Here is a 19,439-nt window from a genome sequence, read left to right on the forward strand (position 1 = left end):
GGACCAACCCCTAGTCCATTCGTTCGCCGATCAGAACTCCACTTGGAAGTTCTACGACGCCATCGCCGCGCCACCCGCCAACTGGAACACCGCAGCCTTCAACGACACTTCCTGGCAGCAAGGCCAACCGGCCTTCGGCACGGCAACCAGCACGCCGATCCTTGGCGTCACCGCTGATCTCACCGAACGCTATCGTGCCGGTGCCCTGATCGGCTTGGTGGACAATGCCCAATTCACCACTTGGCCGGACACCGCCACCGGGGATGGAGTATCCCAGAATGCGACCAATGGCAGTGAACCGCGCTTCGAAACCAATGATACGCCCTCGGGCCAGCCGGCGGTGAGCTTTGATGGCAACGATTCATTCCGCACCTCACTTTCGCCAGGCATCGGGCCGACTTCCGGATTCACCTACTTCGTCGTCTGCCGGGCGACTGCAGCGCCCGATAGTGGCGGCACCAATGGTGGCGACGGAGACTACATTTTCGACCGCGACCACCTCGCCTTGGCCCAGGATAATCCCTTGGCCTCCCTCAAGGTTACCAACGGGTGCTTCGGCTTCCAGAAGCGCTACGACGATGGCAGCGGGCTGGGCGGTCCCGTTTCCACCACCGCGCTCTCGCAGACGAATTTCCAGATCGTTGCCGTCCGGCGGAATACTACGCTCGGCCGCTTCGAAATCTGGGTGGATGGAAACATGGAGGGAACGGAGGCCGACAGCGGCGGTGCTCTGACGCCCCAGCCGATCGTGATCGGCTGCCACAGCAACAACACGGCAAATGGCTTCAAGGGTCATATCGCGGAGCTGCTGGTTTACCGCAGCTCGCTGACTGATGCAGAATTCAAGTCGGTGGGGACCTATCTGGAAGGTCGCTATGGCTTGAGCACCGCCTTTCCGGATTCATCGGTGCAGACGCCGATCTCGGCGACGGCTTCCACCTCCTACTATCGGCATAGTTTCAATTTCGCCGGTGAGCCTTCGCGCACCGTGCTGAAGCTGAATCACACGGTGGCCGATGGGGCGGTCTTCTATCTGAATGGGCAGGAACTCACTCGCACGAACATGGCGGGCGGTTCCGTCGGACACTCCACTCCGGCTCTGTCAGATCAGGCGGCTCCCACGTCCTCGGGCTTTCTGACCGTACCGTCTACCGCGTTGGTAGCAGGCACCAATGTGCTGGCGGTTTCCGTTCATACCGGAGCCTCGGACGATACGGCTTACTTTTCGGCGGAACTCCAAGGGCTGGAGTCGCCCTTGGATCCAGATCAGCCTTCCGCTTTGCAGCTGAATGAAATCGCCGCAGCGAATGCCGCGAACTTCTTCATCGAGCTGCGCAATCCCACCGCCGTGTCTTCATCCACAGCCGGCTTCAGCTTGGAGGTGATTGGCGCGCAGCCCGGGAGCTTTCCCTTGCCGGAGGGAAATGTGCCGGCCGGTGGCTTTGCGAGCTATACGGAGGCACAGCTCGGCTTTCGCCCGGCCGCGGGGGATAAGGTTATCTTGCGCAGCCCCGGTGGCTCCTTGGCGGACGTGCAGGCTGCCGATGGCGTGGTGCGAGGGGCCTCGGCCGCATGGCCGGGGCGCTGGCTTTTCCCCTCAGCCGCGACTCCCGGCGCAGTCAATGCGATCTCCCTTCAGCAGGACATCGTGATCAACGAGATCTGTTACCACCCGCCGGAGATCAATGCGGCCAGCGGGGACAAGCAGTGGCTGGAACTCTACAACAAGGGTGCGGGCCCGGTGAATCTCTCCGGCTGGAGTTTTGGCGCGGGTGTGGACTTCAATTTCCCCAATGGCACCGTGATGGCTCCCGGGGGCTATCTGGTGATCGCGAAGGACCCTGCGGGACTTCTCACACAATTCCCCGGCATCACCGTCGCCGGCCCCTATGGCGGAAGCCTTGCGGGGAGCGGTGAGCGCATCCTTCTGTTAGATGCGGCAGGCAATCCTGCGGACGATGTCCCTTACGTCGATGGCGGCCGCTGGCCCGGCACGCCGGATGGGGGTGGCTCGACTCTGGAGTTGCGCGATCCGCGCGCGGACAACTCCCTTCCAGAATCTTGGGCGGCGAGCAACGAAAGCTCCCGGCGCTCCTGGCAAACCTATACCTACCGCGCCACTGCAGGGGCGAGTGCCGTGGGACCGGACGGCCAGTGGCGGGAGTTCGTCCTCGGCATGCTGGATGAGGGTGAAGTCCTGCTCGACGACATCACGGTGACCGAGCGCCCCGGTGTCGCGCCGGTGGCGATGATCAACGGCGGGAATTTCGAGAGCGGCCTGCCGGTTGGCTGGCGATTCATCGGCAATCACCGGCACGTGCAACTCATCCAGGATCCAAGCAATCCTGGAAATACCGTGCTCTACCTCGCCGCGAAGGGGCCCACCGAGCACATGCACAATCATGTGGAGGCGACCCTGATCGGCGGGCGCAGCATCACCAACGGCTACGAGTACGAAATCTCCTTCAAGGCGCGTTGGCTCAGCGGCTCGAACCTGCTCAACACCCGGCTCTACTTCAACCGCTGCGCGAAGACCACCGCCCTGACCCGCACCGATAGTCCCGGCACTCCAGGTAGCGCGAACTCCACCGCGGTGGCAAACGCGGGCCCGTCCTTCACCGATTTCGGCCACTCGCCGGTGGTGCCTTCCCCCGGTGAGGCCGTCACCGTGACCGCCCGGGCCGCAGATCCGGATGGTCTGGGCGCATTCACCCTCAAATACTCGGTGGACGGTGGCACGACCCAGAATGTCGCAATGACCCTCGGAACTGACGGCCAGACCTTCACCGGCTCGATTCCAGGCCAAAGCGCCGCGAAGGTCGTCCGCTTCTGGGTCACGGGCAATGACGCGGCGCCAGTGCCGGCAAGCGCGTCTTTCCCGGCGGATGGCGCGAATTCGCACGCGCTCTATCAGGTGAATGACAACCTGGCTGCGACCAATGGCCGGCACAATGTCCGCATCATCATGGCACCCGACGACAAGGCGCTGCTCTATCAGACGAACAATGTGATGAGCAACGAGCGCCTCGGCTGCACGGTCATCTACGACGAGCGCGAAACCTACTACGATGCGGGCGTGCGCCTGAAGAGCAGCCAGCGCGGCCGGCCCGTCGCTTCCCGTGTCGGTTTCAGCCTCGGCTTCAACCGCGACCAACTCTTCCGCGGAGTGCACCGCACGGTCTCGATCGACCGCTCGGAAGGCCAGATCACCGGCTGCCAGGAGATCCTCTACGACCACATGATGTATGCCAGCGGCAGCGTGCCCGCGGAATACAACGACCTCTGCAAGGTGATCGCGCCGGATCCCGCGAATACCAGCTCCGCGATCCTGCAACTCGCCCGCTACGGGGATGTTTTCCTCGATTCCCAGTTCCCCAATGGCGGTGACGGCACTTCCTACGAGTACGAGCTGATCTACTACCCGACCACCACGGACGCGAATGGCTACAAGCTGCCACAGCCGGACAATGTGGTCGGCACCGACATCCGCGATCTCGGCGACGACAAGGAAAACTACCGCCAGAATTTCCTGATCGAAAACAACGAGGACAAGGACAGCTACGCGGGCATGATCGCGCTGGGCAAACAATTCCAGAAGTCCGGAGCTGCCTTCGAAAGCGGCCTGACGAATGTGATCAATGTCGACCAATGGCTGCGAGCTTTGGCCTGCTCCTGCGCCAGCGGGGCAGGGGACTCCTTCTTCGCGAATGCCAATCACAACGGCATCTTCTACACCGGGACGGATGGCCGCGTGCTCTACTTCCCACACGACATGGACTTCTCCTTCGACGCCACCCGGCCGATCGACGAGAACTCCGAGTTGCAGAAGCTGATCGCAGATCCCTTGCGCAAGCGGATCTACTTTGGGCACCTCTACGACATCTGCACGCGCGTCTTTAACAACTCGTACATGCAGGCCTGGACCACTCACTACGGCAGCCTTCTGCCGGGTGAAGACTTCGCCGGGCATCTGAGCTACATCAATACCCGTTCGAACTACATCCTCGGGCAGCTCAATTCGCAGCTTCCCTCGGTCCCCTTTGCCATCACCACCAATGCCGGCGCGAACTTCTCCACCGCCACCAGTCCGGTGACCCTGGCAGGGACGGGTTGGGTGGATGTCCGCGACATCCGGCTCGCTGGTGCGACCACACCGCTGCAGGTGACCTGGACCTCGAGCACGACTTGGCAGATTTCCGTGCCGCTCTCGGCGGGGCCGAATCTCATCGCGCTCGAAGGGCTGAACTATGCCGGCGACGTCGTCCAAACCGACAGCATCACCGTCACCAATACCGGCAATATCCAAGTGCCGACTCCCGCCACGCTGGTGGTATCCAAGATCTACTACAATCCTCCCGGCAGCGTGGAGACCACCGAGTATGTCGAGCTGATGAATGCTTCCTCGACCCTCACGCTCGATCTCAGCAATGTGAACTTCACCGCGGGTCTCACCTTCACCTTCCCCGGCGGCACCATGCTGGCTCCGAATGCGCGGACCCTGATCGTGAAGGATGTCACCGCGTTCAATATGGCTTTCGGCACTGGCAAGCCGATCGCCGGGACCTTCCCCGTTAATCTCGATAACGGCGGTGCTCAGATCGTACTGCGCAAGGCGGATGGCGGGATCCTGCACGACTTCAGCTATGATGATGAGCCGCCCTGGCCGACTGAGGCTGATGGCGGCGGCTACGCGCTGGTGCTGGTGAATCCCTTCTCAAATCCAGACCACGCCGATCCGCTGAGCTGGCGCGCCAGCGCGGTGACCGGCGGGAATCCCGGCAGCGCGGATACCCAGAGCTACGCCGAATGGAGAACCGCCAACGGCAATCATCCTGATGATGCGGACCTCGATGGCGATGGCCTCACTACACGCCTTGAATACTTTATGGGCGGCAATCCCGCGGCTCCGGACCAAGGTCTCGCACCGATGTTCTCCTTGGAGGAGGACGGATCGATTTTCGTGACGGTCTCACGGAGTGTCATCGCAGAGGACGTGGTGCCTGCACCCCAGTTCTCGACGCAGCTTTCCTCCTGGCAAACGCCTGCCAACCTCGAGTTCCTTTCTTCGGAGCGGGTGGCGGGGAATCCCGCGCGGGATCTGCTGACTTTCCGCATCGTGCCGCCGCCCGGCACGCCGCAGTATTTCGTGCGCATCTCCTTCGGACCTTGAGCTTGTTTCGCGCGCGCACCTGGCCATCACTGGTCCCGGTGCGCGAGCTGATCCTCAATGACGAAATCTACCGGCGGGTCATCGCCGAGCTGGTGCCGCAGGCATCGCGCTTCCTGTGGATCATCACTGCGGACATCAAGGACCTGCACGTCCCCGTGGGAAAACGCGCGAAGCCTTTCCTCGGGATCCTCGCCGATCTCGTGGAGTCCGGTGTGGCGGTGCGCCTGATCCATGCCAAGGAACCGGGCCCGCGTTTCCGCGAGGATTTCGACCGCTATCCGGTGCTGGTGGAGAGCGAGCTCTTCGAGCGCGTGCTCTGCCCGCGCGTCCACACCAAGGCGGTGATTGCCGATGGCAAGCGTGCTTTCATCGGCTCCGCCAACCTCACCGGCGCGGGCATGGGCGCGAAGCATGCGGACAAACGGAACTTTGAAGCCGGCTTCCTGACGGACGAGGCGGAAGACCTCGCCAAGCTGATGGCGTGGACCGACGATCTCTTCATCGGCGAGTATTGTGGCCGCTGCCGCCTGCGCGATCGTTGCCCGGATCCGCTCGACGGCGACTGATTTTGCGGAGTTTGGCCAGGCCTTTCGTGCTCGTCATTTCTGGGCGGGCTGTCTCAAAGTTCCCGTGATGACCGCCGCCGCCTTCCTTTTTCGCCCCTTGATCCGCACTTTTGCCGCGGCGGTTGCGGGCTGCGCGTTGCTGTGCAGCGCCCAAGGGGAGGACTTGAAGCATCCCGTCAAGCCACTCCTCTGGAAGATCGAGGGAGAGAAGGTCAAGAAGCCCTCCTATCTCTTTGGTACGATTCATGTCGGGAAGGGTCCCGCCTCCAATCTTCATCCGGCGGCGGTCAAAGCTTTCGCCGAAGCGACCGTCATTCATACCGAGGCCCCCATGGACGCGGCCAGCCAGCTCGGCGCCGCCGAGTTGGTGATGCGCGGCGACGGCTCTAACCTTGCCGACTCCATCGGTCCGGAAATCCGGAGCCAGCTCGATGCCGAGCTGAAGCAGATCAATCCAGCGCTCGATAGCGAGATCCTGGGACAATTCAAAACCTGGTACGTAGCGATCACGCTGCCCTTGCTCAAACTCCAGCTCGAGGGCTCGAAGCCGCTCGACATGCAGCTCTGGGAACGCGCCGAGCGGGAAGGCAAGAAGACCGCCGGCATGCAGACCATCGCGGAGCAATTGGCGGGCTTCAATAGCTTCAATGAGAACGACCAGGTCGCTCTCCTGTCCGAGACCCTGCGCAGCCAGCGTGAAGATCGCGAGGCCAAGCGCGATTCCATCCAGCTCCTGATTGATGCTTACCTCACCGGCGACACGCAGAAGATCGTCGCGGAGTTCGAGCGGTCCTTCCGGGAGACCATCAAGGGAGAGCACAAGGAGCTGGGTGAGCGCCTGATCAAGCTTGTGTTAAAAGACCGCGACGTGATCATGGCAGATTACATGGACGCCACGCTCAAGAAGTCACCGGAGGAGATCCACTTCTTTGCCGCCGGTGCTGCCCACTTCGCTGCTGGTGACAGCGTCCGCAGCCTTCTGGAAAAGAAGGGCTACAAGGTAACTCGGGTCGAGTGATTGATCTCGTAGCGGAATGGCTGCGCCATTCCGGCAGGGAAGATCCTCCCTCAAAACCAGCTTGCCTATGCGGACAATGCCCCGAGTTCCGCCACCTCCGCCACGATCCCGTAGCTGCGCTTGCGGTCTTCATGCCGGTAGAAGCCGGAGTGGATCATCAGCTCGTCGGCGCCGGTCGCGTCCACCAGCTTGTCCAGCTTCTCGCGGACGGTCTCCGGGCCGCCGATGATCGCTGCACCGAGATGCTCATGCACGGCCGCCTTTTCCGCCGCGCTCCAGCGCAGGTCCATGCTGGCCACCGGCGGCGGTACTGGTGTGGGCGCGTGCCGGATCAAGTTGAGAATCTGCTGCTGGACGGAGGTGGAAAGGAAGCGCGCCTCCTCATCGGTCTCCGCCGCGATTACTGGAACACCCACCATCGCATAGGGCTCCGGCCAGAGTTCCGTGGGTTGGAAATTGGAGCGGTAGATCTCCAGTGCTTCGAAGAGTAGCCGCGGAGCGAAGTGGGCTGCGAAAGCGAAGGGCAAGCCTAACAGCGCCGCCAGCCGTGCACTGAAGGTGCTCGATCCCAGCAACCACACTGGCACATTCGAATTCGCACCGGGGATCGCCTTCACCCGCTGCGCCGGATTCGGCCGGCCCAGAAAAGCCATCAACTCTTGTACCTGGTCCGGGAAGTCATCGGCTGCCGATGGATCGCGCCGCAGCGCTCGTGAAGTCGTCTGATCCGTGCCCGGTGCACGCCCCAAGCCCAAGTCAATCCTGCCGGGATATAGGGCCTCCAAGGTCCCGAACTGCTCCGCGATCATCAGCGGCGGATGATTCGGCAGCATGATCCCGCCTGAGCCCACGCGGATGCTCTTCGTGCCACCGGCCACATGGCCGATCAAGACGGAGGTCGCCGCGCTGGCGATGCCCGGAATGTTGTGGTGCTCCGCCAACCAGAAACGCGTGTAGCCGAGATTCTCAACATGTCGCGCCAGATCCACGCTATTCCTGAAACTGTCCGCCACAGTCCCGCCCTCGATGATCGGTGAAAGATCGAGAACCGAGAGCCGGACGTCACGGAGAGTCTTCATATCAGTAATGCGGTGGCTTCCTCAAGCAGGCTGCTGGAGCTCATCCAGCGTCGGGTAATCGAGATATCCCTCCGGACCAGTGCCGTAGAAGCTGGCCGGGATCGGCTCGTTCAAGGGCGCATCCTGCTCGAAGCGCTCCACCAGATCGGGGTTGGCGATGTAGAGTCGGCCGTACGAGATCGCATCGGCCTGATCATCCGCAAGCAGCGTTTCGCCCTCTTCCTTCGTCAGCGCTTGGTTGGCGATGAAGGCACCGGTGAAGGACTTGCGCAGGGCCGGGCTGAAGCGCGGCTGCGATTCCAGCGGCTCACGCACGAAGACGAAGGCGAGGTTGCGCGCACTTGCCTCGCGGATTACGTGCCCATAGGTCGCCGCTGGATCGCTGTCACCGTTGCCATCCGCCGGCAGGGCCGGAGACAGGTGCAGGCCCACTCGGTCAGCTCCCCACACCGAGATCGCCGCATCCACAGCCTCGAGCACGAAGCGGGCGCGGTTCTCGATGCTCCCGCCGTATGAATCCGTGCGCTTGTTGGTGCTATCGTTCAGGAACTGCTGCGGCAGGTAGCCGTTCGCGCCGTGGATTTCCACGCCGTCGAAACCAGCTCGCTTGGCGTTCTCCGCGGCCTTGCGGTAGTTTTCGATGATCCCCGGAATCTCGGAGAGTTCCAGGGCTCGCGGTGTCTCGTAGTTCTTCTGTGGGCGCAGCAGGCTGACATGGCCTTGCGCAGCGATCGCGCTCGCGGAAACCGGCAGCTCGCCATTCAGGTAGTGCGGATCGGAAACACGGCCGACGTGCCACAGCTGGGCGATCATGCGGCCGCCGGCTTCATGCACGGCCTTCGTCACCAGCTTCCAGCCTTCCACTTGCTCCTCCGACCACAGGCCGGGAGTGTCGGGATATCCCACTCCCTGCGGCGAAATCGAGGTCGCCTCGGAGAGGATCAAGCCGGCGCTCGCACGCTGGCGATAGTATTCAGCCATCATCGCATTCGGCACGCGGCCTTCGCTGGAGCGGCAGCGCGTCAGCGGTGCCATGACGATGCGATTCGGGAGGTCCCATGCGCCGATGCGCACTGATTGTTGGAGTCGTGACATGGTTGTCGTGTTCAGTTCTTCAAAGAGGCCATATCGATCACGAAGCGATACTTCACATCGCCCTTCAAGAGGCGCTCGTAGGCTTCGTTGATCTGCTGGATGTCGATCATCTCGATGTCGCTGGCGATGCCCTGGGCCGCGCAAAAATCGAGCATCTCCTGAGTCTCGGCGATGCCGCCGATTGCCGATCCAGAGAAGCTGCGGCGCGGCAGCAGCAGGTTGAAGGCTTCCACCGGCAGCGGATGCTCGGGCAGACCGACCAAGGTCAGATTGCCATCGAGCTTGAGGAGGGAGAGGTAGGCATTGATGTCGTGATTGGCCGAGACCGCATCGAGGATGAAGTCGAAGCTCGCCGCATGTTTCTTCATCGCTGCCGCATCGGTCGAGACCACCACCTCGTTGGCACCCAGCCTCAGGCCATCTTCCACCTTGGAGGGCGAAGTCGTGAAGAGCACGGTGTGCGCACCCATCCGGCTCGCGAACTTCACGCCCATGTGCCCGAGCCCGCCGAGCCCGACGATGCCGACCTTCTTGCCAGGGCCGACCTTCCAGTGATGCAGCGGGGAGTAGGTGGTGATGCCCGCGCAGAGCAGCGGTGCCGCTGCCGCCGGATCGAGGCCCGCCGGGATCTTCAGGGTGAAGGCCTCATCCACCACGATCGCGTCCGAATAGCCGCCGTAGGTAATGCCGCCCCACTTCTTGTCCTCGCTGTTGTAGGTGAAGGTGGCGGAGTTCACGCAGTACTGCTCCATCCCGGCCTTGCAGTTCTCGCACTCCCGGCAGGAGTCCACCATGCAGCCGACCGCTGCGATGTCGCCGATCTTGAACTTGCTGACCTTGTCGCCGGTCTTGGTGACGCGGCCCACGATCTCGTGTCCCGGCACGCAGGGATAGATCGTCCCCTTCCATTCATTGCGGGCCTGGTGCAGGTCCGTGTGGCAGACTCCGCAGTAGAGGATCTCGATGTGGACATCAGTCTGGCCGGGCTCGCGGCGATCGATGCTGAAAGGGCCGAGGGGAGTAGTCGCGCTCTGGGCGGCGTAGGATTTGGAGGAACTCATGTCGGGTAGGGAGAAGAGGCGATTCTCGTTTTTTGTTAGAAAAGGCTGTGAAGCAGGCCGCCTTCGGCACGAAGGGCAGCACCATTCGTCGCGGCGGAGCGCGGGCTGGCTACATAGGCGACGAAGGAGGCGATCTCGTCCGTCTGGATGAAGCGACGCAGCAACGAGTTTGGCCTCATGCTGGTGAAGAATTCCTTTTCCACTTGTTCGGCTGGCTTGTTCTGGTCGCGGGCGAGATCCTTGACGAACTGCTCCACGCCTTCCGACCAGGTCGGGCCGGGCATGATGGTATTCACCGTGACGCCGGTGCCGGTGGTGAGACCGGCGAGGCCGCGGGAAAGCGAGACCTGCATGGTCTTCGTCACACCGTAGTGGATCATCTCCGCGGGCACGTCTGAGGAAGACTCGCTGGAGATGAAGATGATGCGGCCCCAGTTGCGCGACTTCATTTTGGTGAGGTAGGTGCGGCTGAGACGCATGCCACTCATGAAGTTGGTCTCGAAGAAGCGATACCAATCGGCATCGGGGATCTCCTCGAATGGCTTCGGCTCGAAGATGCCGAGGTTGTTGACGAGGATCTCCACGTCCGGGAACTCCGTGGCGATGCGGTCGCTCTCCTCCACCTTGGCAAGATCGCCGGCGAAGCTTTCGAGGGATGCGTCCGGGACATCCTTCCGGATGGCAGCGATGGCTTCATCGACACGGGCCTGCGTGCGACCATTGATGATGACGCGGGCGCCTTCCGCTGCGAGAGTCTTCGCAATGGCGAGGCCGATGCCGGCGGTGGAGCCGGTGACGAGGGCGAGTTTGCCGGTGAGTTGGAGGTCCATGGTTGTGGAGGATTTGAGGTGTTCAGGAGACGGGCGAGGGATTCCGCTCAAAACCTGTTTGGTGGAAGTAGGGGTAGGCGAGGGGAGTGTTGCTCGCCGCATCCAGCTTCGCCACCTGCTCTGCGGTGAGATTCCAGCCCACCGCGCCCAGATTTTGTTTCAGTTGCTCCTCGTTCCGTGCACCGATCACGATTGTCGAAACCGTCGGCCGTTGCAGCAACCAATTGAGTGCGATCTGCGGCACCGTCTTGCCGGTCTCCGCCGCGATCTCGTCCAAGGCATCCACCACCTTGTAGAGATACTCGTCTTCTACGGGCGGTCCCACATCCACATTGAGTTGTGATTGCAGGCGGCTGTCCTTCGGCAGCGGCGTGCCGCGGCGAATCTTGCCGGTCAGGCGCGCCCAACCCAAAGGACTCCATACTACCGCGCCGACTTTTTGGTCCACGCCCAGCGGCATCAGCTCCCACTCGTAGCTGCGCCCGATCAGCGAGTAGTAAGCTTGGTGCGCCACATAGCGGGCCCAGCCATACTTTTCCGCAATCGCCAGCGACTTCATCAGCTGCCAGCCGGAGAAATTCGAAACCCCGATGTAGCGGATCTTCCCGGCGCGCACCATGTCATTCAGCGTCGAAAGCGTCTCCTCGATCGGTGTCTGTGCATCGAAGCCGTGAAGCTGGAACAGATCGATGTAGTCCGTGCCTAGCCGCTTCAGGCTACCCTCCACCGCCTGAATCAAATGATGCCGTGACGAACCGATATCATTCGGTCCCTCGCCGGTGCGGAAGGTCGCCTTGGTCGAGATCAGCACCTGATCGCGCCGCCCTTCAAGCGCCTTGCCGAGGATGTGCTCGGCTTGTCCGCTGGAGTAGACGTCCGCGCTGTCAAACATCGTCAGCCCGGCCTCCAGGCTCACGTCGATCAGCCGCCTTGCTTCGTCCACACCGCTGTTGCCCCAAGCCTCAAACAGCGGGCCTTGGCCGCCGAAGGTGCCGGTGCCGAGTGTCAAGACCGGGACCTTCAGCCCGGAGCCTCCTAAAAATCGATATTCCATGGTGGGGTAGGGTTGGTTGTTCGAGATTCGTCGAACATCTAAACCGGGATTTTACGGCGTCAAACGATAATTCGATCATTGTCGAACAATTCACCCGTGCTATCTTGTGTCGCAATGAAACCCTACACCCATCCGGAACTCGCTGATGTCACCCTGCCCGCGGTGATGCAGGCGCTTTCGGATCCATGCCGCATCGAGATTCTGCGCAGCCTGCTGGACGCTGGCGAACTCGCCTGCGGTGACATTCCGCTCACCATTTCCAAGGCCACCGTCTCCCACCACTTCGCGGTTTTGCGGGAGGCCGGTCTCGTCCTCACCCGCACCGAGGGCACCCGTTGCCTGAATACCGTACGGGAAGAAGAGCTGGAGAAGCGCTTCCCCGGCTTGTTAGGTCTGGTGCTTCGCGAAAAAGCGCCGAAAAAGACCCCTGCACGCGTGTCGTGAGATTGCCATCGCTGGAGTCTTGAAATCCGCGGCCGTGCTCCCTATCGGGAAGTCATGCCGATGACGCGTGATATCAGCGACGAAGACCGCCTCAACGCCCTTTACCGCTACCGCATCCTCGACTCCCCGCGCGAAGAAGACTTCGACCAGATCGTGCAACTGGTCTGCGAGGTCTACAAAGTGCCGATCGCCGCGATCAATCTCGTTGATCGCGACCGCCAGTGGTTCAAGGCCGAGGCAGGTCTGGGCTGCGACGAGACCGATCTCGAGTGCTCCATCTGCGTCCATGCCATCGACTCCGGGGACGAACTCTTCGTGGTCGAGGACACCACTAAGAACCCCATTACCGCGAACAATCGGAATGTCACCGGCCCGGTCGGCATCCGCTTCTACGCCGGTGCCACTCTGCGCACACCGGAGGGCCACGCGCTGGGAACCCTGCTGATCGTCGATACCTCGCCGCGCAAGTTCTCCAAGATGCAGGCCAAGTTGCTGCACACACTGGCCCGGCAAGTCGTGTCCATGATGGAGACCCGCCGCATCTCCGAATTCCGCAAGGACAAGGGAATCGGGCTCCAGTCGGACCTCGACCTCAACAAGGATGTCCTCTCCATCGTGAGTCACGACCTGCGTTCGCCGATGAGTGCGATCACCCTCGCCGCCCACATGACGTCCGAAATTGCGAAGGGTATGAAAGATGGTGCCAAGCTGGTGAACCTCAGTTCGATCCTCAAGACCTCGGTGCAAGACATGTCGCGCCTGATCTCGGACCTCACCGAATACTCAGCGATCGATGAGGGCCAATTACTGATGAAGTTCCGCAAGACCGGCCTCTCGGAAATCGCCCTGAGCCTCGACACCCGCTTCCGGGTCCTCGCCGAGCGGGCGGGCGTCCGTTTCTCCATTGAGGTGGACGATGGCTTGCCCGCAGCTCTGATTATCGATCCCTACCGCTTGCTTCAAGCCGTGGGAAATCTGGTGACCAATGCGCTCCAGTTCACGCCGAAGAAGGGCAAGCTGGCCCTCCACCTCCGTGCCCAAGACAGCTTTCTGGGCATCGACGTCACGAACAGCGGCGGCGGCGTCACCGCGGCAGCGATCGAGGACATGCTCAAGGGTATCTGGACCACCGATGCCGGGAGCAAGGGTCTTGGTATCGGCCTCTCGATTGCCCGGAGCATCGCCCGCGGACATGGTGGTGATGTGACCGCCACCAGCGTGGAAGGCGAATCCATGACCTTCTCGCTCACAGTCGCGATGAATCTCCCTGCCTCGCGGATGCTGGGCTAGCGGGAAGCCGCTTGGCGCCTTCGCGCGGCCTCGACAATTCCGGGAAGAAACTGCAGCCCCGCGGCCTCCCAGCCCTCGGGCCACCCGGCCTTGCTTTTTTGCTGCGCCGCCACGCCCAGCGGCTAGCATCCCCAAACTCCGGAAAATCTCATTCTGCTCGCTGCGATGAAAACCTTCACCATGAACGTCAACGGCCAGGCCCGACAGGTCGAGGCCGAGGAAGATACCCCTTTGCTCTGGGTATTGCGGGACCACCTCGATCTCGTCGGTACCAAGTTCGGTTGCGGCATGTCTCTCTGCGGCGCCTGCACGGTCCATGTGAATAGCGAGGCGGTCCGCTCCTGCGTCACCCCGCTTTCCTCGCTCGGCGACAAGAAGGTGACGACCATCGAGGGGCTCGCCAAGGACGGCAAGCTCACCGCCCTCCAGGAAGTCTGGTGCGATCTCGATGTCGCCCAGTGCGGCTATTGTCAGGCCGGACAGATCATGTGCGCCACCGCACTCCTCCGCGAGAAACCCAAGCCGACCGACGAGGACATCGACCTCGCCATGTCCGGCAATCTCTGCCGCTGCGCGACTTATACCCGCATCCGCCAAGCCATCCACACCGCCGCTGCCGTCCAATGAAAACGTCCTCCTCATCCCCGCTTTTGGATCGCCGCAACTTCTTTCGCATCAGCGGGCTGGTCGGCGGTGGCTTCATGCTTGGCGTTGGCAATGCTCCCGCTGCCGATGAAGCCGCAGCGGCCACAGAGGTCTTCTCTCCAAGTGCCTTCATCCGCATCACTCCGCAAGGCGCCATCACCATTCTCTCGAAGAACCCCGAAGTCGGGCAGGGCATCAAGACCTCGCTGCCGATGATCATCGCCGAGGAACTGGAGGTGCCGTGGGAGATGGTCTCGGTCGAGCAGGCTCCGGTGAATGAGAAGGACTTCGGCCGCCAGATGGCCGGCGGTAGCATGTCCACGCCCTCAAACTACGACAGGCTTCGTAGGTTGGGGGCTGTCGCCCGCGTCATGCTGGTCCAGGCTGCCGCCAATCAATGGGGCGTACCCGCCGCTGAATGTGAGGCCCGCGATGGTATGGTCATCCACAAGCCCAGCGGCAAAAAGCTCTCTTATGGTACGCTCGCCAGTGCCGCCTCCAAGCTTGAGGTGCCGGATGAAAAGACAGTGCCGCTCAAGGAGGTGAAGGACTTCAAGCTTCTCGGCAAACGCATTGGCGGCGTCGACAATCCCAAGATCGTCACTGGCCAGCCGCTCTTCGGCATCGACCAGAAGCAGGAAGGAATGAAATACGCCGCCTACGTCCGCTGCCCGGTCTTCACCGGCAAGGTCAAGGAGGCGAACCTGGATGAGATCAGGAAGCTGCCCGGCGTGAGCGCGGCCTTCATCATCGAGGGCAGCAACGACCACTACGGTCTCTTGCCCGGCATTGCGATCATTGCCAACGACACCTGGAACGCCTTCAAAGCCAAGAAAGCCCTCAAGGTCACCTGGGAAGCCAATGAAAGCGAAAGCTTTGCCGGACACGCCGCGAAGGCCGCCGAAGCAATCCAAGGCAAGGCTGCCAGTGAGATCCGCAAGACCGGCAGCCCGGACTTCCCCGAGGACGGCAAGACTGTGGCGGGCACCTACCACTACCCGCACCTCTCGCACGCCAATCTTGAACCGCAGAACTGCACCGCCGTCTTCAAGGACGGAGCCCTCGAAATGTGGGCCCCTAGCCAGAATCCCGGCGGCGGTGTCGACGGCATCGCGAGGGCCCTCAAGCTGCCGAAGGACAAGATCAAGGTCCACATGACCCGCATTGGCGGCGGCTTCGGCCGGCGCCTGATGGGCGACTTCATGGTGGAGTGCGCGGCCATCGCGCAGAAGATGGAAGGCACACCGATCAAGCTTACCTGGACCCGCGACCAGGACCTCGGCCATGACTACTACCGCGCCGGTGGCTGGCACCACTTCCGCGGCCGTCTCGATGATGCCGGCAAGATCGCTGCCTGGGGCGATCACTTCGTGACCTTCGGCCTGAATAGCGACGAGCGGCCCGGCAACGGTGCCGATCTCGGCGGTGATGAATTCCCCAGTCGCTTCGTGCCGAATCTCCTCCTGGAGCGCACCACCCTCGCCAGCAATACCCCCCTCGGCTTCTGGCGCGCGCCCGGGTCCTGCGCGCTCGCCTGGGCGATCCAGAGCTTCGTCGATGAGATGGCTCACGCCGCGAAGAAGGATCCGCTTCAGTTTCGCCTCGAACTCTTGGGCGACGACCGCGAGGTCCCCGCCAGCGGCGGCCGCGGCCAGTCCTACAACGCCACTCGCATGAAGGGCGTGCTCAAGCTGGTCGCCGAGAAATCCGGCTGGGGCGAGAAGCTCGAACCCGGCCATGGCCGGGGCATCGCCTTCCACTTCAGCCACCTCGGCTACGTCGCCATCGTCGCGGACGTCACAGTCAGCAAAGACGGTAAACTCAAGATAAACAAGCTCAGCGCCGCCGCCGATGTCGGCCCCATCATGAATCTCAGCGGTGCCGAGAACCAGGTCCAAGGCTCAATGATCGACGGCCTCAGCGCCGCATGGTTCCAGGAAATCCTCGTCGAAAAGGGCGCCGTCCAGCAGACCAACTTCCACGAATATCCGCTCATCACTATGAAAGATGCGCCCAAGGTGGAAGTCCACTTCGCCAAGTCCGACTATCCGCCCACCGGTCTCGGCGAGCCCGCGCTCCCACCCGTCGCTCCCGCCATCACCAACGCCATCTTCGCCGCCACCGGCAAACGCATCCGCACCTTGCCCCTCGCCAAACAGGATCTAAGCTGGAGCTAGGCATCGCCGCTCTCCCGATCGCGAAGCGCACTCCCGTTTGAAAATTAGTGCTTGGTCATTAGTCATTGGAACCATGAGCGACTGGCCCTTCCTCTTTGACTTTGCCCGCAGGCATTCCGGCAAGAGAATGGCCCTGGCCACTTTGGTTGCCCGCGAGGGTTCCAGCTACCGCCAGCCCGGTGCCCGCATGCTCATCGTTGAGGACGGCAGCTTCTGCGGCTCACTCAGCGGTGGCTGCCTCGAGGAGGGCATTGCCAATACCGCCCGCAGCGTGATGGCGGAGGGCAAGCCGCGCCGCATTCAGATCGATACCCGTCCGCATTTCGGGTGCCCCGGCAAGCTCCACGTCTTCATCGAGGAGATCGCCGCTGATCTGCCGAGCCGCATCGAAGCCTCGCTGCGCGAGCGCAAGAGTATCCCCATCGTCACCGGGTCTGCGGGCACCCGCATCGACTCCCATGCCGCCGCCGATGAGTTGTTGGAGAAGGTCGTTCCGCCACCCCGCCTAGTCGCTGTTAGTTGGACCCCGGACATCGATCCCGTCCTTGGCTTCGCCGCCTCCCTCGGCTGGGAGCGTCACCGCGTCCTTCGTGATGAGCGCATGATCGCTGAGACCCCGATCGTCGGTGGTGAAACCATCCGCGCCCTCGCGGCGGAGGATTTCACCAAGGAGTTCCGCCCTGACCCCGCTACCGCGATTCTGGTGATGACCCATCACCTCGCCACTGACTTGGCCTTCCTGCGCGAAGTCCTTCCCGCGGGCTATGGCTACATCGGCCTCTTGGGCTCGCGCCGCCGTCGCGAGACGCTCCTCGCGGAACTCGGCTCGCTCGGCTTGTTGGAAGACCCCACCGTGACTGATCGCTTCCATGCACCGGTCGGCCTCGACCTCGGCGGCCATCATCCCGCCACCATCGCCCTCGCGATTGTTGCCGAAATCCAAGCCGTGCTGGCTGGCGCTTCCGCCGGCTTCTTGCGCGAGCGCCGTGGCACGATTCACTCTCAGCCGCTGCCCGTCTGAAAATCGGTGCCATCATCCTCGCTGCCGGCCAAGCCAGCCGCTTCGGTGCACCCAAGCAACTGCTGGAGTGGGAGGGTGTCACGCTTCTCGACCGCGCTTGCGATACTGCTCTCGCTGCTCGCTGTAGTCCCGTCTTGCGCGTGCTCGGCGCGCACGCGACGGCGATCTTGGCATGCTCTTGTCCGGCAAACGTGGCAACGCTTGTCCACCCCGAGTGGCAGCAGGGCATGGGCTCGACTCTCGCTGCTGGCACCTCACGCTTGCTCGAACTCGCACCGGACCTCGATGCCCTGCTGATCCTCCTCCCCGATCAGCCGCTGGTCACCGTTCATCTATTGGATTCGCTCGTCGCGGCATCCGCGGGAGATGCCTCCATCATCCTTTGTGACTACGGGCCCGCCAGTGGTCCGCCCGCGCTCTTCCAGCGAGCCCACTTCCAAGAGCTCCTCTCTTTGCAAGGCGATGCCGGTGCGAAGGCTGTTGCGTCGCGGCATCCCACCGCCTTGGCCAAGATCCTATTTCCAGAGGGCGCCTCGGATATCGATACCCCCGAGGCATGGGACCGCTTCACTCGCTTGCGGGCCACCACTCCGCCGATACAAGGTCGGTGATCTCCAGCCAGTTCTTGCCGTCTTCGGCCGGATTCCTCTGGAGGCGCAGGATTACCTGTCCCGGCTTGCCCCAGTCGGTCAGACTGGCCAGCGCCTTGTGGAGTTCCGAGTCGCTGCGCACGAAGCCGTAGCGGTCGCGTCCCGCCATCGGCGGATCGAGCCGGAAGGCGGTGTAGCCTTCGCGCTTCGGAGCGAAATTCGTGATCCGGATCAGCAGGTGGAAGAAGCCTTCGGTATTGCCTTGGCCTCCAGCGAAGCGGCTGAAGTGGTCATCGTGCAGTTCCACGAAAGTGCCCCAATCGACTCGCCAGCCGTCCTCGGCTTTCATCACGGCCACTGGAATACCCTCGGGCATCTTGCTGGTAGTAACCTGATAGACATGTGTTTCTGCCGTGCCGTCGTCTCCATCCCGGCTTTCGAGCAGCTTGACTGAGAGCGGCGTGATCGCCCCGTCCGGTGCCGAGCTGTAATAGTCGGCCATGGCGGCATCCCTTTTCTTGAATTCCACCGAGTGCTTGGTTCTCGACTGCCAATCCGGTGCCGCCAGGAAAGCCCGCAAGGCCGCCTCGGGGGCGGTGAGGACCTTCATCGGCTCCTCCTCTTCCTTCGGTGGTTTCTCCGGCACCGCGGCGGTCTCCGCGATCTTTGCTTCTGGCGGCTTGGCTAGTTCCGGTTCCGGCATCGATTCCGGCGATTCCTCGGCAGGAGAGGGAGTGCTGGGGGTATCCGCTTGAAGCGGAGCGGTGTTAGCGATCGGTCCAGCCTTGGTCGCCAGCGCCTTGTTCCAGCCGATCGCGTAACCAACGACCAGTCCACAAGTGACCGCGAGGCCGGTGGATAGGATCAGCGTGTCCAAGCCCAAGCCGGTTCGGCGCGATTTTGGAGCAGCGCGCTGGGGTGCCGGGGCAGGGGGGGGCGGCGGTACCGAGGGCAGGGGAGTCGCCGGTGCCGGTGTCTCGTCGCGCGGCAAGGGCGCACTGCGGCTCGCAAAGGGCGATGCTTCGGGAGAATACTCGGGTGCTTCGATCGGAATCACCGGGCTCCGGCGCGCGGCCGTCGCTTGCGGAGGAGGCTCCACTTGGAGGGGGGGAGTTGGCGGTGGCCCAGCTGTTGCCTCGGAAGCCTGAACGTGAAGCTCCTGCGGAACGTGAACCTCCTGCGGAACGTGAACCTCCTGCGGAACGTGAACCTCCTGCGGAACGTGAACCTCCTGCGGAACGTGAACCTCCTGCGGAACGTGAACCTCCTGCGGAACGTGAAGCTCCTGCGGAACGTGAACCTCCTGCGGAACGTGAACCTCCTGCGGAACGTGAACCTCCTGCGGAACGTGAACCTCCTGCGGAACGTGAACCTCCTGCGGAACGTGAACCTCCTGCGG

The 19,439-nt window shown here is 62.5% G+C and carries 16 protein-coding genes; 10 read left to right on the plus strand and 6 right to left on the minus strand.

The window, feature by feature from the left end; translation table 11 throughout:
- The 3 genes from BV071_RS23055 to BV071_RS23065 all read left to right on the plus strand — a co-directional run.
- Positions 1 to 5,170, plus strand: a 5,170-nt coding sequence (locus BV071_RS23055) for a lamin tail domain-containing protein (RefSeq protein WP_035612232.1), incomplete at its 5' end; no start/stop codon positions are given.
- Positions 5,167 to 5,736, plus strand: a complete 570-nt coding sequence (locus BV071_RS23060; protein ID WP_265594766.1) for a phospholipase D-like domain-containing protein — start codon at positions 5,167 to 5,169, stop codon at positions 5,734 to 5,736. The genes BV071_RS23055 and BV071_RS23060, both read left to right, overlap by 4 nt.
- Positions 5,737 to 5,833: 97 nt before the next feature.
- Positions 5,834 to 6,754 carry a TraB/GumN family protein gene (locus BV071_RS23065; RefSeq protein WP_265594767.1) on the plus strand — a complete coding sequence of 307 codons (921 nt, stop codon included), beginning with the start codon at positions 5,834 to 5,836 and terminating at the stop codon, positions 6,752 to 6,754.
- A 65-nt stretch (positions 6,755 to 6,819) separates the two neighbouring features.
- Here BV071_RS23065 and BV071_RS23070 read toward each other — a convergent pair whose 3' ends face one another.
- The 5 genes from BV071_RS23070 to BV071_RS23090 are packed head-to-tail and all read right to left on the minus strand — an operon-like array spanning position 6,820 to position 11,873.
- Positions 6,820 to 7,833: an LLM class flavin-dependent oxidoreductase gene (locus tag BV071_RS23070; protein ID WP_035612234.1), complete on the minus strand. Its 1,014-nt coding sequence runs from the start codon at positions 7,831 to 7,833 to the stop codon at positions 6,820 to 6,822.
- A gap of 21 nt (positions 7,834 to 7,854) precedes the next feature.
- Positions 7,855 to 8,928 (minus strand): alkene reductase, encoded by a 1,074-nt coding sequence (locus tag BV071_RS23075; RefSeq protein WP_035612235.1) that lies wholly within the window; start codon positions 8,926 to 8,928, stop codon positions 7,855 to 7,857.
- Between the two features lie 11 nt (positions 8,929 to 8,939).
- Positions 8,940 to 9,989: an NAD(P)-dependent alcohol dehydrogenase gene (locus BV071_RS23080; protein ID WP_035612236.1), complete on the minus strand. Its 1,050-nt coding sequence runs from the start codon at positions 9,987 to 9,989 to the stop codon at positions 8,940 to 8,942.
- 35 nt (positions 9,990 to 10,024) lie between these two features.
- Positions 10,025 to 10,819, minus strand: a complete 795-nt coding sequence (locus BV071_RS23085) for an SDR family NAD(P)-dependent oxidoreductase (RefSeq protein WP_035612237.1) — start codon at positions 10,817 to 10,819, stop codon at positions 10,025 to 10,027.
- A 22-nt stretch (positions 10,820 to 10,841) separates the two neighbouring features.
- Entirely contained in the window at positions 10,842 to 11,873 is a 1,032-nt protein-coding gene (locus BV071_RS23090) for an aldo/keto reductase (protein WP_035612238.1), read from the minus strand.
- A gap of 114 nt (positions 11,874 to 11,987) precedes the next feature.
- Here BV071_RS23090 and BV071_RS23095 point away from each other — a divergent pair, with 114 nt between their 5' ends.
- The 6 genes from BV071_RS23095 (at position 11,988) to BV071_RS34430 (ending at position 18,061) form a co-directional block, all read left to right on the plus strand.
- A complete protein-coding gene (locus BV071_RS23095) occupies positions 11,988 to 12,317 on the plus strand; it encodes a metalloregulator ArsR/SmtB family transcription factor (protein ID WP_035612239.1) in 330 nt (109 codons plus the stop codon).
- 54 nt (positions 12,318 to 12,371) lie between these two features.
- The gene (locus BV071_RS23100) at positions 12,372 to 13,607 is read left to right on the plus strand and encodes a GAF domain-containing sensor histidine kinase (RefSeq protein WP_035612240.1); all 1,236 of its coding nucleotides are present in this window, start codon (positions 12,372 to 12,374) and stop codon (positions 13,605 to 13,607) included.
- A gap of 165 nt (positions 13,608 to 13,772) precedes the next feature.
- On the plus strand, positions 13,773 to 14,234 hold the full coding sequence (locus BV071_RS23105; protein WP_035612241.1) for a (2Fe-2S)-binding protein: 462 nt from the start codon (positions 13,773 to 13,775) through the stop codon (positions 14,232 to 14,234).
- Entirely contained in the window at positions 14,231 to 16,429 is a 2,199-nt protein-coding gene (locus tag BV071_RS23110) for a xanthine dehydrogenase family protein molybdopterin-binding subunit (protein ID WP_035612242.1), read from the plus strand. The genes BV071_RS23105 and BV071_RS23110 overlap by 4 nt, the downstream gene beginning before the upstream one ends.
- 73 nt (positions 16,430 to 16,502) lie before the next feature.
- A complete protein-coding gene (locus tag BV071_RS23115; protein ID WP_081886182.1) occupies positions 16,503 to 17,450 on the plus strand; it encodes an XdhC family protein in 948 nt (315 codons plus the stop codon).
- A gap of 14 nt (positions 17,451 to 17,464) precedes the next feature.
- A complete protein-coding gene (locus BV071_RS34430) occupies positions 17,465 to 18,061 on the plus strand; it encodes a nucleotidyltransferase family protein (RefSeq protein ID WP_265594769.1) in 597 nt (198 codons plus the stop codon).
- Here the strand turns inward: BV071_RS34430 and BV071_RS23125 are convergent.
- Complete coding sequence (locus tag BV071_RS23125) at positions 18,018 to 19,139, minus strand: hypothetical protein (RefSeq protein WP_265594768.1); 1,122 nt, start codon at positions 19,137 to 19,139, stop codon at positions 18,018 to 18,020. The two genes, BV071_RS34430 and BV071_RS23125, sit on opposite strands and share 44 nt — an antisense overlap.
- A 51-nt stretch (positions 19,140 to 19,190) precedes the next feature.
- Here BV071_RS23125 and BV071_RS23130 point away from each other — a divergent pair.
- On the plus strand, positions 19,191 to 19,439 hold a 249-nt coding region (locus tag BV071_RS23130; RefSeq protein WP_035612245.1), incomplete at its 3' end, for a hypothetical protein.

Source organism: Haloferula sp. BvORR071 (assembly GCF_000739615.1).
In the GTDB taxonomy this organism is placed as follows: Bacteria; Verrucomicrobiota; Verrucomicrobiia; order Verrucomicrobiales; family Akkermansiaceae; genus Haloferula.